Annotated in this window: 12 protein-coding genes; 6 read left to right on the top strand and 6 right to left on the bottom strand. The window is 33.3% G+C overall.

The annotated features are described in order from the left end of the window. Positions 1-364 precede the first annotated feature (364 nt). The gene (locus ABD745_RS05370; RefSeq protein WP_344826367.1) at positions 365-1,024 is read left to right on the top strand and encodes a 3-keto-disaccharide hydrolase; all 660 of its coding nucleotides are present in this window, start codon (positions 365-367) and stop codon (positions 1,022-1,024) included. A 335-nt stretch (positions 1,025-1,359) separates the two neighbouring features. Here ABD745_RS05370 and pgl read toward each other — a convergent pair whose 3' ends face one another. From pgl to gndA, 3 genes are read right to left on the bottom strand one after another with little or no spacing between them, the layout of a single operon-like run. Further along, positions 1,360-2,070: a 6-phosphogluconolactonase gene (gene pgl, locus ABD745_RS05365; RefSeq protein ID WP_344826364.1), complete on the bottom strand. Its 711-nt coding sequence runs from the start codon at positions 2,068-2,070 to the stop codon at positions 1,360-1,362. A gap of 25 nt (positions 2,071-2,095) precedes the next feature. Beyond that, positions 2,096-3,577 carry a glucose-6-phosphate dehydrogenase gene (zwf, locus tag ABD745_RS05360; protein WP_344826361.1) on the bottom strand — a complete coding sequence of 494 codons (1,482 nt, stop codon included), beginning with the start codon at positions 3,575-3,577 and terminating at the stop codon, positions 2,096-2,098. 11 nt (positions 3,578-3,588) lie between these two features. After that, on the bottom strand, positions 3,589-5,007 hold the full coding sequence (gene gndA, locus ABD745_RS05355; protein WP_344826358.1) for an NADP-dependent phosphogluconate dehydrogenase: 1,419 nt from the start codon (positions 5,005-5,007) through the stop codon (positions 3,589-3,591). A gap of 656 nt (positions 5,008-5,663) precedes the next feature. On the opposite strand from gndA, the gene ABD745_RS05350 reads away from it, so the two are divergent. Together ABD745_RS05350 and ABD745_RS05345 are read left to right on the top strand one after the other, a co-directional pair. After that, a complete protein-coding gene (locus ABD745_RS05350) occupies positions 5,664-6,227 on the top strand; it encodes a hypothetical protein (RefSeq protein WP_344826355.1) in 564 nt (187 codons plus the stop codon). Positions 6,228-6,311: 84 nt separating this feature from the next. Continuing rightward, positions 6,312-7,007: an ABC transporter ATP-binding protein gene (locus tag ABD745_RS05345; RefSeq protein ID WP_344826352.1), complete on the top strand. Its 696-nt coding sequence runs from the start codon at positions 6,312-6,314 to the stop codon at positions 7,005-7,007. Between the two features lie 213 nt (positions 7,008-7,220). Here the strand turns inward: ABD745_RS05345 and ABD745_RS05340 are convergent, their stop codons facing one another. After that, a complete protein-coding gene (locus ABD745_RS05340; protein ID WP_344826348.1) occupies positions 7,221-9,158 on the bottom strand; it encodes an SPFH domain-containing protein in 1,938 nt (645 codons plus the stop codon). 454 nt (positions 9,159-9,612) lie between these two features. Between ABD745_RS05340 and ABD745_RS05335 the strand changes: the two genes are divergently transcribed. After that, positions 9,613-10,044: a hypothetical protein gene (locus ABD745_RS05335; RefSeq protein ID WP_344826345.1), complete on the top strand. Its 432-nt coding sequence runs from the start codon at positions 9,613-9,615 to the stop codon at positions 10,042-10,044. A gap of 86 nt (positions 10,045-10,130) precedes the next feature. Continuing rightward, entirely contained in the window at positions 10,131-11,759 is a 1,629-nt protein-coding gene (ade, locus tag ABD745_RS05330; RefSeq protein WP_344826342.1) for an adenine deaminase, read from the top strand. Between the two features lie 15 nt (positions 11,760-11,774). Here the strand turns inward: ade and ABD745_RS05325 are convergent, their stop codons facing one another. Then, entirely contained in the window at positions 11,775-12,581 is an 807-nt protein-coding gene (locus tag ABD745_RS05325) for a patatin-like phospholipase family protein (RefSeq protein ID WP_344826339.1), read from the bottom strand. Positions 12,582-12,707: 126 nt separating this feature from the next. After that, positions 12,708-13,070: a helix-turn-helix transcriptional regulator gene (locus ABD745_RS05320; RefSeq protein ID WP_344826336.1), complete on the bottom strand. Its 363-nt coding sequence runs from the start codon at positions 13,068-13,070 to the stop codon at positions 12,708-12,710. A gap of 151 nt (positions 13,071-13,221) precedes the next feature. Here ABD745_RS05320 and ABD745_RS05315 point away from each other — a divergent pair, with 151 nt between their 5' ends. After that, positions 13,222-13,506, top strand: a complete 285-nt coding sequence (locus ABD745_RS05315; protein ID WP_344826333.1) for a hypothetical protein — start codon at positions 13,222-13,224, stop codon at positions 13,504-13,506. The last annotated feature ends 31 nt before the right edge of the window (positions 13,507-13,537 follow it).

Raw genomic sequence — 13,537 nt, 5'->3', positions numbered from 1 at the left:
TTTCAACTAAATACCCCCTAGCTAACAGATTTTATATATCCAAGATTCTAATAACACAATGAAAGCTCTCAATCGTATGGATTTTCCCTCATTCTATATGATCATTAAATTTATAGTCCGAAGATATCACCGATGTCTCGGACTTACAACTTATTGAGAAAACTGTTTTTAATGAATATTCTTTGATTTTCACCTGCGATTTCGGATATGATAGATTCATAAAACATCATCATGTATGTCGACCGCCATTCAATATTCGTATAAACAAGTGTAAATTTTGTTTAAATCCTATCTCTTTTTTTTCGAATACAAAATGTAATAAGTACTTTTACTGTATCATCTTCAACTTTTGATATATTCGTTTATGTTTAAAAAAAATATCTCTGTTTTTGCCTTTCTTTTTATTTTAAATTCTTGTGGTATTCAGCAAAAAACATGGTCCGAGAATGGTTGGTATGCTTATATAAAAACAAGTTCTGAAAAACAGGAACCGTCAAAAGTATATGAGTTCTCTGATGGAATGATCAAAATGCATGGCGAAAATATTGGCTATCTGATGTCTAAAAAAAGTTATAAGAATTTTGAGCTTTCTCTGGAATACAGATGGAATATGGATGAGAAATACAATAAAGGAAAAGGCAAGAAAAACAGCGGCGTCATGTATAATATTCCTACAGATTCACCTGACAGGATCTGGCCTAAGGGAATTCAGTTTCAAATCAAAGAAAATACGACAGGAGATTTTATCTTCATGGATCAGGTCACTGCAAAAGTAAATGGAAAACTGGTTGAGCCGGGCGCAAGCGTTACTTCTCCAAAATTCTCAGAAAATGAAAAGCCTTATGGCGAATGGAATTCGATCGTGATCAAATCTGTTAATGGAAAAATTACACAATTTTTGAATGAAAAACTAGTGAACGAATGTGTGGAAGCCTCTTCTGCAGAGGGTCGGGTTTCATTAAATTACGAAGGTTCAGCTATTGATTTCAGAAATATCCGATTAAAACAAATCTCAGCAGAGTAAAATTACATTTCTTGCCTGTTGGAACAAATTTTTTGTGACTAAAGAAAACCTGTCCTCAATACGGCTTCATTTTATTCAACTGCTAAACCAAGGATTGTCAGCATCAGTTTATTAAAACATCTAAAAACAAGAAAAAATGAAAAAAGATGACGAAAAATACACCAATTTCAGAATAGCTATTTTCTAAAGAGTATGAAGATGTTTTTTCTCATTTTTACTATGCGTTTCAAACAACTATGATATTTAATTTTGGTGCAGGAACTTATTATTTCACAAAAAAAGGTCAATAGAATGTTCTATTGACCTTTTTATCTGATTTGATAATTACATTTCTTTTAGCCCATTGCTTTCTCATCTGTGAAAAACTGAAAACCGTCTTTTTTCTCGATAAGCTGTAATGGATATAATGTAGGATTGTATTCTCCGTTTAATACTTCATTCAATGCGTGTTTTTTCGACTCACCGAATGCTACAACCAAGATATTTTCAGCCTTATTAATTATCGGTGCTGTCAAAGTGATCCTGAACATTTCCTGTGGTTTCAGATAATATGCATCTACCCATTTTTCACTTTCGTTCAAAACATTTTCGCCCGGGAACAAAGAAGCTGTATGACCATCATCTCCCATTCCCAAAAGAATAAAATCAAAAATACCTTTCTCTCCAAGAATATCTTTAATCTGCTGCTCATATTCTTTAGCGTAGTCTTCAGGTTCAATACCGTCTTTATACATCGGGAAAATATGATCTTTATTAACGGGAACTTTATCAAGAAGTGCTTCAAACGTCATTTTTGCATTGCTTCTCTCATCGTTTAAAGAAACCCATCTTTCATCAACCCAGAAAAAATATACTTTATTCCATTCAATTTTTTCTGCATATTCCTGGGTAGCCAGCAAATTAAAAATGGCTTTAGGAGAAGAGCCTCCACTTAATGCAACAACAAAACGATTGTGTTTCCGAATAGCTTTTTGCGAAAGATCAACAAAAGTATCTGCTGCTTTTGTATATAATGTATTTAGATCATCAAATACTGTAATATTCATTTTCGTCTATTTAAATTTAAAAATTTTATACCCAGCTGTGACCTTGTCTTTCAACCAATGTAAAACTGTCTTCAGGTCCCCAACTTCCTGCTTCATAGTTTGGAAAAGCTGAATCTTTAGTATTTTCCCAGGTTTCCTGTATTGTTTTTACAACATCCCAAGCTTCTTCTACCTGATCCGAACGCATAAATAGGGTAAGATCACCCAAAAGTGCATCCAATAATAAGGTTTCATAAGCTTCAGGAGTATCTTCCTGACAGGCAAAATTGTCAAAGATCATCTCAACCGGCTTTAAAACCAAAGAAAGACCCGGTTTTTTTGCCATAAACTGAAGTCTGATATCCATCAACGGCTGAATATTGATAATCAATCTGTTTGCCGATAAAAGCTGTGAGCTCTCGGAAAATGTGGAATGTGGAAGCGGCTTAAACTGAATCGTAATATAAGAATGCTTTTCTTTCATTTTTTTCCCGGTACGAACGTAAAAAGGAACATCCTGCCATCTTTCATTATCCAGATAGAATTTTACGGCTGCAAAAGTTTCTGTATTGGAATCCTCAGCAATTCCGTCTTCCTGACGGTAGCCTTTGGCTTTCACTCCGTTTATTGTACCTTTTCCATACTGACCTCTTACAGCGTAATGATCAACCTTATCGGGAGAAATTCTGCGAATTGATTTAAGCACATCTACTTTACGATCTCTGATCTCGCCAGATTCCAATGAAGTAGGTGGTTCCATAGCAACCATACACAGGATTTGTAATAAATGATTCTGAATCATATCTCTTAACGCTCCTGTCTGCTCGTAAAAACTACCTCTTGTTTCAACACCAACCTCTTCAGCTACAGTAATTTGCACTGATTCTATGTGTTTACGATCCCACAAAGGTTCAAAAATCGAATTTCCGAATCTAAATGCCAATATATTCTGTACTGTTTCCTTTCCCAAATAATGATCGATACGGTAGATTTGCTCTTCTTCAAAAGTTTCAGCCAATAAACTGTTGAGCTCAATCGCTGATTGTTTATTGTGACCGAAAGGCTTTTCAATAATGATACGATCTTTCTGAGCATCAGAAGCTAACGCTGTATTTTTTATGTGATTTGATATCGTGGAAACAAAATTAGGACCGATTGATAAATAAAATAATCTGTTCCCTCTTTTTCCGTAAACAGTGTCAAACTTTGCTAATTTCTGATGCAGATCTTTGTAAGAATTTTCTTCATCCAACTGATGCTGAAAATAGGTAATATGAGCCTGAAAACCCGCCCAATCTTCTGAAGTTACCTTTTTTCTTGAGAAAAGTTCCAGATTTTCTTTGATATAATTTTTAAAATATTCATCGGTATTATCTGCTCTTCCTAATGCCACAATATTGAAACCTTTGGGCATTCTTCCATCGATGTATAAATTATAAAACGCCGGAAAAAGTTTTCTTTTTGCCAAATCTCCTGTAGCACCAAAAATAATTATTGTTGTTGGCTGCAAGGCTTTATTTTCACTCATTTTTCCTGATTTTAATTATTTATACTTTGCCAAGAAGTGTGAAAAACACCTTCTCTGTCGATTCGCTGATAAGTATGTGCACCAAAGTAATCTCGTTGAGCCTGAATCAAATTCACAGGAAGAGATTCTGTTGTATAAGCATCAAAATAGCCTAAAGCTGTCTGAATTCCTAAGCTTGAAATTCCGTTTGAAGCAGCAAAAGCAGCAGTTTTTCTTAATGAAGATATTTTTTCTTTTACGATAACGGAAATATCCTGATCCAATAAAATATTAGATAAATTTGAATCTTTTGAATAAGCCTCATAAAATTTCTCCAATAAAACCGAACGGATGATACATCCTCCTCTCCAGATTTTCACAACATCTTTTAATGGAATTTCAAATTGATACTCTTCGGAAGCCTTTACCAATAAAGCCAAACCTTGAGCATAGCTGATTAATGTAGCCAAAAACAGGGCCTCCCCTACTTCTTTAATGAATAATTCGATATTTTCCGGGGTTGTAATTTCTTTTTCAGAATATAATTGAGAAGCTTTAACTCTCTCATCTTTGTAAGCTGATAAAATTCTGGAAGTAACGGCAATATCAATGGTCGGTATAGAAACACCGATTTCCATCGCTTGCTCGGAAGTCCATTTTCCGGTTCCTTTTGCTCCTGCTTTATCTAAAATCTGATCAACAAGATAACCATTTGTCAGTGAATCTTTTTGCTTAAAAATATCTCTAGTGATTTCAATGAGAAAAGAATTCATTTCACCATTATTCCATTCTTTGAAAACTTCATATAGCTGATCGTTACTTAGGTTTGCTCCTCTTTTTAGTAAGTCATAAGCCTCACTGATCAACTGCATAATGGCATATTCAATTCCGTTGTGAACCATTTTTACATAGTTTCCGGCAGAACCTTTCCCCATATAAGCTGTACAAGCTTCATTATCTACTTTTGCAGAAATGGATTCCAACATCGGTTGAAGAAGATTGAAAGCTTCCAAATCTCCTCCAGGCATGATACTTGGTCCTGTTCTTGCCCCTTTTTCACCTCCTGAAACTCCCATTCCCATAAAATGAAGATCTTTTGATGCCAGATCGGTAATACGTCTGTCTGTATCTTTGAAATAAGAATTTCCTGCATCAATAACGATATCACCTTTGCTTAAAAGCGGAGTGATATTTCCTAAAACCGCATCTACGGGTTTTCCTGCAGGAACCATAAGAATTATTTTCCGAGGAGTTTCTAATGCAGATACAAAATCTTCTAAAGAAACGGTACCTTTTACATTCATGTTTGAGGTAGCTCCGCCTTCCAGTTCTTTTACTTTTTCTTCATCAAGATCAAATCCTGCGATCGAAAAACCATTATCAGCAATATTGTAAAGAAGATTTCGTCCCATTACTCCTAGGCCAATCATCCCGTAATTATATCTTTCCATTTTATTGATATTATGAATTCTATTATACGGAGTATAAAATTACGCAAATGCTAATTAGGAAAAAAATAAAAGGACAGAAAAAATTTCTTACTTTTTTTCATATTGCTCATTTATAAGGTGATAGTATTTTTGAGAAATTTGTAATATTATTTTTTCTCAACTTATATCGTATAGATTTTTCTTCTTCGAGCCGATATTTTTAAATTAATGTAAGAAATAAAAAATTACATTGAGCATAATCAAAACTTTCCACGAGATCAAAAAGGATTGTTCCTATAAATTTTTAAAAAATTCGCCGAAGAAAAACTTAATATAATCTAAGTAATTTGATTAATCAGAATTAACGTTTATTTCAAACTAAATATTTATCCACCCTAACAAACATTCATTAACAATTGATTTTTAATGAATTAGACTAATTTATAAAATTATTTTTGACTTGTGAAGCTATAAGCACATTTAACACTTATTTAAAATATAAAACTGAATATCAACACTTTAAAATAATTCATTAGTTATTGAATAATATTGTTAACCAATTTTCATTAACGGATATTAAAAAAAATTGTTACTTTTGCTCAAAGGAATAAAAATGTTTTTTACATTTTTATTTATTAATTTAGATACACAAATTATAAAACACTAAAAATCACCTCATGAGAAAAATAATTCTACTATTTATATGTTTGTTCGGTATTTCGGCTTTCGCACAGATTAAAGTGTTGAAAAACGAAACTTTGGTGGAAATTGGTAAAGATAATTCCGTAGGTTTATATAAAAAAGACGATAAGTTTACCATCAATTATCAGGATTTGAATACCGCCAACCTTAATACATTTAGATCTTTTTCTTTCCAGAATTTAAATAAAGATGTTTCCGGTTTATATGAACTTATCGCAAACGGATTTATTGATGCCCCTGAAAGCAATATTGTGCTGGAACTTCCAAATGACATTATCGAGCTGCATTTTGAGAAAAATTACGGAACACCGACTGTTCAGTTCATTCAATATATTAATAAGAACAAAAAATATGTTGGAAAATCACAGCTTCTGAACAAAAAGCAGATTGATAAAATCTTCGGCAAGGCAAACGGAAAATCTGCACTCTATGAGAAGCCTGCTACGATGAATAATATCAATTCTGCCAACCAGGCGACAAGTACAGCATCAACAGCTACTCCTGCAACGAACAGCAAGGACAAGAAATCAAAAAAATAATCAATATTTTTGAAATATTAACTCAACTCATTCCCCCGAATGAGTTTTTTTATTTTTATTTTTGCAAAAAGATCATTACAAATTATGTCTCTTCAAATAAATAATTTAACCAAAAAATTTGGTGAACAATCTGCACTGAACAATATTAATATTTCTATCGATAAAAACGAGATCATTGGTCTTCTCGGACCGAACGGAGCCGGAAAATCCACCTTAATGAAATCTATCGTCGGTGCTTTGAAAATAGATGAAGGCGAAATAATTTTTAATGACAAAAATATTACAGAAAATGAGATTGAAAGCAAGAAAAAAATAGGTTTTCTTCCTGAAAATAATCCGTTGTATCTGGAAATGTATGTAAAAGAATACTTACAATTCGTTGCGAATATTCATAAAATTCCGGCTTCAAGAGTAGATGAGGTTATCGAATTGGTTGGAATTACTCCCGAAAAGTCCAAAAAAATCGGGCAACTTTCAAAAGGTTACAAACAAAGAATCGGTCTTGCTCAGGCAATCATTCATCAACCGGATTTATTGATTTTGGACGAGCCTACAAACGGTCTTGATCCCAACCAGATCGTTGAAATCCGAAATGTGGTGAAAGAAATCGGTCAACAAAAAACGGTTTTGCTTTCGACACATATTATGCAGGAAGTTGAAGCGCTTTGTTCGCGTGTAATCCTTATTCACAAAGGGAATATTTTACAAGATTGTCCAATTGAAGAATTTAAAGGTAAATTTGAAAGTCTGGAAGAAGCTTTTGCAAGTTATACTGCTTAAAAATAAAAAATGCTCCATAGTTTTGGAGCATTTTTCTTTTTATCAATTAATTTAAACGCAAAGATTAATTATTCACACTTTTGATTTTTAGGAAGCAAAGGCAAATGGATTTGCTTCGGGAAGCTTGAAAATAGCTTCATCAAATCAACTTGTTGATTCTTCTTTGCTCACTTAAATGATATATTTAAAATAAAATCTTTGCGTTAAAAAAAATCAAGAATTGTTATCCGGTTTTTCTTCAACTACTGAAACCGTTTCTACATTTTTCTTTTGTATCTGTTCCAAAAGCTGAAGTCCCAACAATCCGCTGATTCCGCCGTTTGCAGAGTCTCCGTTTCCTCCGATCAACACTTCAGGCATAATTCTCACATTCTGACTGGCAATATTTTCCATGATTTTTAATTGAGTAAAATTATTTCCTCCCATTGCTTCTACAGACAATTTGTACGATTCGGCATTCGATTTACCAATTGCCAGAATTTTTTCTGCTTCTGCATTACCTGTCAATGAAATTTGTTCCGCGTTTGCTTTTGCCAGTAATTCAATTTTTTCTGATTCGGCTTTAGCAAGAAGTCTTGTTTTTTCAGCTTCACCGGTTGCCAAAAGTTTCAGTCTGTCCCCTTCAGCATTGGCTTGCAATCTTACAGAATTGGCATCTCCGGTAGCTTTTTTCACGGACGCATCGGCAATTCTTTCGGCAATCCAAACTCCCTGATCTGCTTTTACAATTTCCTTCTGCATATCGGCAACTGCTGTTTCTTTTTCCAAAGCCTGACGTGTTTCCTGAGCCAGCATTTCTGTTTCATAAGTAATTTTCTGTTCTTCAGCTAATTTTCTGTCCGTTAAGGTTTTCATTAAACTTTCCGGAGGAACGATTGCACCAATCAAAGTATCAACTGCGTTGACATTATATTGCTCCAAAACACTGCTGATATGATCTTTTGCAGACTGTTGTCTTTCTTTACGAGTTCCCAGAAAGGCAATAACGTCACTGTCCTGCGCAGAGTTTCTGAAGTAATTTCCAATGGTTGGTTCCAAAACCTGACTTACAAGATTAATCATATTTCCGAAACGGGCAATCACTTTTGGAGCTTCGTAAGTCGGAATATGAATGATCTGAGAAACATCAAGATTGAAAGGGAAACCATCTTTACTTCTCACTGTAATCGTTGAAAGGTTTTTGTCTAATTGGTGAGATTCACTTCTTTCGTAAGCCCAATTTAAGACTAAATTTGTCGTAGGTACAAGCTCAACCTTCATAATATAAGGATTGATCGGATATTTTCCGGGACCAATCGGTTCTGCCCAAACTCCTTTATGACTTTTTTCAACAATATTTCCGTGTTTAAAATCGACTCCGCTTAAATCTTTACCATCTTCACCAACATAACTGATAATCACACCAACATGACCAATCGGAATTTCCGTCATTTTCACCATTTCAACTTTTGTAAACCAAGGATTAAGGAAATAAGAACCCGCCAAAATCACCTGTTCCTGAAGACCTTTGTAACCTCCACTATTTAAAAAAGTATCAACATCCTGAAATTTATTATGATTTTGAATAATTTTACCCGCAATCTGACCTTCTTCTAAAGGACTTCCTTCCATTGTTGTAATAATTCCCACCGCATTATCGGGAATTTGAGTCATATCCGTTAATTCAATTTCAAATAATAACGTATTGATCCTGTAAGAACCCGGAGCAATAATCGCAGTTTGGCGACCTTTTCTCCCTCCATTTTTTAAAAAGGCTTCAGCATCCTGAAAAGAATCACAGTCAACTTTTCTACCGAGAATTCTTCCGGTTTCCAGTTCCATACCGTCTTTTGCGAGTAACAACCCTATTTTTCCTGTAGGAACTACAATGAAAGGTTGAAAATCAATAGAATATTGCCATATCCATTTTGCGAAATAGACTCCCGGAGCTAATGTCTGAGCCTGAAAACCAGCCTCTCCATTGGTTGCGATAATTCTTCCTTCCGGAAGTTCCTGCTTACCGACCAACACAAACTTTTTGGTGACTAATCCTATTTTGTCTTGGGGAACAATGATTAATCCAAAGAAAATTCTTAAAATGAATTTGTAAAAAATTGCGCACAAAAGTGCAATTACAGCCGGAATCATCCAGCCATGAAAACCTAATTCCATAGTTCGTTTGTTTTTATGTTTGATTAAATTTGAAACAGCGATTGCGCTCTATTTTTCAGAATATGAAAAAACAGAGTACGAATTATTTGATAATTCTTTCGAAAAAATTAAGAAACTGAAGGAGGAGAAGTATTAAAAATCGTGAATATGATTTCTGATACTTTTAAAAGAAAAAACTTAAAGTTAATTAGTTTCATTTCAATGGTAAAGGAAAGAGATCCTTTTGTGGTACAAATGTACGCAAGAAAAATATTCAGTTGTTTCGAAAAATGAAATTATTTTTTCACAAAAATTATAATCAACTGAAAATCAATATTATTATTTTTAAATGTCGATAATTTACACTTTCAAAACTCTATTTTTAGTAAGAAAAATATTGATTTAAATTGTAGAAAACAGTAATAATTGGCTTTAAATTTGATGAGATAAAATGTCAACAATAAACATTAAAAAAATGATTAAAAAACTTTTATTCGGAGCGATTTGTATTGCTCAGTTTTCATTAATTCAAGCGAATACTATTAATGAAAATCCAATTTCAAAAGTAAACTATCAAAAAGAACGAGTACCAAAATCGGTTATTATAAAAACTAAAAAATTTAAAATAAAAATCGATAAACAACCCAACGGAAAATATCTTTATCAATCCTGGAGCGTGAATGGAAAAGTAACTACAAAACCAAGCATGATTATTTCAGACGGAGAATTGATTCCTGATGGAACTGGTGGAAACTATTATTACGAATTTAATAATAACGGATATGTTTATCAGATCTGGAGAAATTATTTAACAGATTCTCCTAAAAAAGCACCTTATACTCTGATGGTAGATGATCAAAATGGAAAAACGATTGTAAACCAAGACGGGCAGGTCGTTAAGAATTAACAATAATCACCATTAAATTTCCGAATAATGTCGTTGTTTCTATTATTTTGGTAAATTCACATGATTTTTAAAATGATAGAAACACAATGACATTTACAATCAAATCAAACTTAATCGACGTAGTTTCTAAGGAAACTTATCCTGCAGAAATCGTCATTACAGACAATAAAATCAGTTCTATAAAAAAGATTTCAGAAACTCTGAACACTTATATTTTGCCCGGATTTATCGATGCTCACGTTCATATAGAAAGCAGTATGCTTGTACCTACAGAATTTGCACGCATCGCTGTAAAACACGGAACTGTGGGAACAATTTCAGATCCTCACGAAATCGCGAACGTTTTGGGTATTTCCGGTGTCGAGTATATGATTGACAATGCTCAGCAAGTTCCTTTTCATTTTTACTTTGGTGCTCCGTCTTGTGTCCCTGCAACCAATTTTGAAACAGCAGGAGCAATTATTAATTCTGAAGACATTGATAAATTATTAGACAGAAAAGAAATTGTTTATCTGGCTGAAATGATGAATTTCCCCGGAGTTATTTACAATGATGAAGAAGTTCATAAAAAACTGGCTTCCGCAAAAAGACATAATAAACCTATTGACGGTCATGCTCCCGGTTTAATGGGCAAAGAAATGAAAACTTATTTCAATTCAGGAATAACAACCGATCATGAATGTTTCGGCTATACAGAAGCCTTGGAAAAGCTTCAACACGGTGTAAAAGTAATGATCCGTGAAGGCAGCGCTGCGAAAAATTTTGATACATTAATTCCATTATTAAAAGATTTTCCGGAACAGATCATGTTTTGTTGTGACGATAAACATCCTGATAATTTAATTGAATCTCATATCGATGATCATGTAAAACGTGCTTTAAAACTTGGTCATAACCTGTATGATGTCCTTCGGGCTTCCTCTTATAACGTTGTAAAACACTATAATTTACCCATTGGTTTATTGCAAATCGGCGACAGCGCAGATTTTATTGAAATTGATAATCTTGAAGATTTTACTATCTTAAAAACATATATTGGCGGCAATCTGGTTGCTGAAAATGGTAAATCGTTTATTCCGTCTTTTGAAGCTCCTATCGTTAATAATTTTAATTGCAGCCTAAAACAGCCATCTGATTTTAAAATAAAAAGCTCAGGTGAAAAAATCCGTGTGATAGAAACTTTGGACGGACAGTTAATTACTAACGAAATTCATGCAGAATCATTGGTAATAAATGGTTACACGGAATCAAATCCAGATGAAGATATCCTAAAAATAGCTGTCGTAAACCGTTATCATGATGCACCAATCGCTACTGCTTTCATTAAAAATATTGGATTAAAAAACGGAGCCATAGCTTCCTGTGTCGCACACGATTGCCACAACATAGTGGTTGTCGGAACAAATGATGAGGATATGTGTAAAGCCGTCAATGCAATTATTAAAGCTAAAGGAGGAATTTCATTAGCAACAGAAAATGAAGAAATGGTTTTGGAATTACCTATTGCAGGAATTATGACCGATCTTCCTGCGGAAGAAGTTGCTGAATCTTACATTAAATTAGACAGACGTGCGAAAGAATTAGGGAGTAAATTAAGAGCTCCTTACATGAGTTTGTCTTTTATGGCTCTTCTGGTAATTCCTGAATTAAAATTGAGCGATAAAGGCCTTTTTAATGGAAAAAGTTTCCAGTTTACAGATGTATTTATAAAATAGTTTAAGACAAATTTCTCAGATAATATTTTTATTATTCTTTAATTCTGAAAAAAACTGGCTTTCAGCAAAGCTATCTTTTGCCGCATTATAACCGATATTATAAATCTGTTCCAATCTGTCTTTTTTTCTTTCAAAAGTTCCGTAGCTCGATAAATCCTGAGAAGAAATAAACCAGTCGCAATAATCAAATTTTATTTTTTCGATGCGATATGAGAGTAAATCGTAAGAACGTGAAACGATCGCTTTAATCGTCTTCAGGTCATTAATTTTAATATCATGTGGCGGAGACACAAAAACACCAATCAACCGATCACAATCGTCTCTTATGATATCTGCAGGGAAATTATTGAGAACTCCCCCATCACAAAACATTTCTTCGCCTAAAATATAGGGAGTCGTAATTCCGGGAATAGAACATGAAGCAATAACTGCATCGGTAACCAGAAAATCTTCATCAAAAATCTTTTCTGTTCCGGAAACAAGCTCTGTAGCGACAATTTTGATTTCTTTATTTAAATCTTTAATCTTCATATCCCGAAAAACCGGTTTCAGATAATTGGCAAAAATGACAGACGAAACCAAACCCGGCTGATTAAAAGCAAAATGTTTCCAGTTGAAGAAATACACCGACTGAAAGAAATCCAAAATTTCTTCCGGCTTTTTGCCGATAGCGTAAAGACTTCCTACGATAGATCCGGCGCTGCAGCAAGACAAAATATCTATATCAATATTTTTCTCGCTTAAGAATTTTAAAACTCCTGCATGTGCAATACCTTTGGTACCGCCTCCCGATAAAACAAGCCCTGTTTTTTCAAAGTTCATTGAATAAAAGTAAGAAAACAACCTGATAAAAATTGGTTAATTTTTCTAAATGTGATGATTTTAAAATTATTTTAACACAAATAAATTTATTATTAAATAATTTAATCTTAACGAATTTAAAAATAGCTATTTATTTTTTTGCTCAAGCATTTGTTTAAGCAAAGCGATTTGTTCATCTTTAGACTGGATAAGTTTCTCGTAAATCTCTTTATTTTCATTGTGAAAATGCTCGATTTTTCCGTAAGCATTTGCTGTTTCATTATCACTTTGATTAAAAACTGTTTGGTTTTTTAAATCTAATAAATCCGTGATTTCTGTTTCCAACAATTTAGAAATTGCAAAAAGTCTTTCTACAGTCAATTTCGTTGAATTATTTTCTATTTTAGCATAAGAAGCTTGGTTTATATCCAATTGATTTGCCATATATTCTTGGCTAAAACCTTTAAATTCTCTATACTTTCTAATATTTTTACTGATCATATCATTCATAATAAGAATAAATTAGTCGTAAAAATAATAAATTATTCCTAAAACACAATTTATAATTAATTTATTTTTTTCATTTTTACTCAAACAAAAAACACAAGTGCACAAAATGTTTTTTATAATTTAATTATTAATTTTTAGATTTCAATTAACTATGAAAAAGATTATCTTAGTTGCAGCTTTAGGAGTTGCAGGATTCGTAAGCGCCAAAGGCAATGAAAACGGAAACACTGAAAAAAAGGCAGAAAAAAAAGCTAAAATAGAGCAAAAAACACCGATTAAACAGTGTGGCGTAGCAATTACCTATTGGTCAGGTGGTCAGGTTGTGGGCTATCAAACAGTTTATTCTGATCAACCTAATCTAGCTAGCTGTCAAGCTTGGCAAACAGGAATACAAGTTGCACTTTGGGCAGCAGGATATTGGTTGACAACTCCATAAGTTTAAAATTAATTTACAACCCTTCTAATTC

It is taken from the genome of Chryseobacterium ginsenosidimutans, from assembly GCF_039536845.1.
Lineage (GTDB): Bacteria > Bacteroidota > Bacteroidia > Flavobacteriales > Weeksellaceae > Chryseobacterium > Chryseobacterium ginsenosidimutans_B.
The sequence above is the reverse complement of the archived record's forward strand: the minus strand, read 5'-3'. Positions and strand labels throughout refer to the sequence as shown.

Bases quoted from the DNA above. Each gene is read 5' to 3' on its own strand.
- ABD745_RS05370 (WP_344826367.1), top strand. From the start codon at position 365: ATGTTTAAAAAAAATATCTCTGTTTTTGCCTTTCTTTTTATTTTAAAT.
- pgl (WP_344826364.1), bottom strand. From the start codon at position 2,070: ATGAATATTACAGTATTTGATGATCTAAATACATTATATACAAAAGCA.
- zwf (WP_344826361.1), bottom strand. From the start codon at position 3,577: ATGAGTGAAAATAAAGCCTTGCAGCCAACAACAATAATTATTTTTGGT.
- gndA (WP_344826358.1), bottom strand. From the start codon at position 5,007: ATGGAAAGATATAATTACGGGATGATTGGCCTAGGAGTAATGGGACGA.
- ABD745_RS05350 (WP_344826355.1), top strand. From the start codon at position 5,664: ATGAGAAAAATAATTCTACTATTTATATGTTTGTTCGGTATTTCGGCT.
- ABD745_RS05345 (WP_344826352.1), top strand. From the start codon at position 6,312: ATGTCTCTTCAAATAAATAATTTAACCAAAAAATTTGGTGAACAATCT.
- ABD745_RS05340 (WP_344826348.1), bottom strand. From the start codon at position 9,158: ATGGAATTAGGTTTTCATGGCTGGATGATTCCGGCTGTAATTGCACTT.
- ABD745_RS05335 (WP_344826345.1), top strand. From the start codon at position 9,613: ATGATTAAAAAACTTTTATTCGGAGCGATTTGTATTGCTCAGTTTTCA.
- ade (WP_344826342.1), top strand. From the start codon at position 10,131: ATGACATTTACAATCAAATCAAACTTAATCGACGTAGTTTCTAAGGAA.
- ABD745_RS05325 (WP_344826339.1), bottom strand. From the start codon at position 12,581: ATGAACTTTGAAAAAACAGGGCTTGTTTTATCGGGAGGCGGTACCAAA.
- ABD745_RS05320 (WP_344826336.1), bottom strand. From the start codon at position 13,070: ATGAATGATATGATCAGTAAAAATATTAGAAAGTATAGAGAATTTAAA.
- ABD745_RS05315 (WP_344826333.1), top strand. From the start codon at position 13,222: ATGAAAAAGATTATCTTAGTTGCAGCTTTAGGAGTTGCAGGATTCGTA.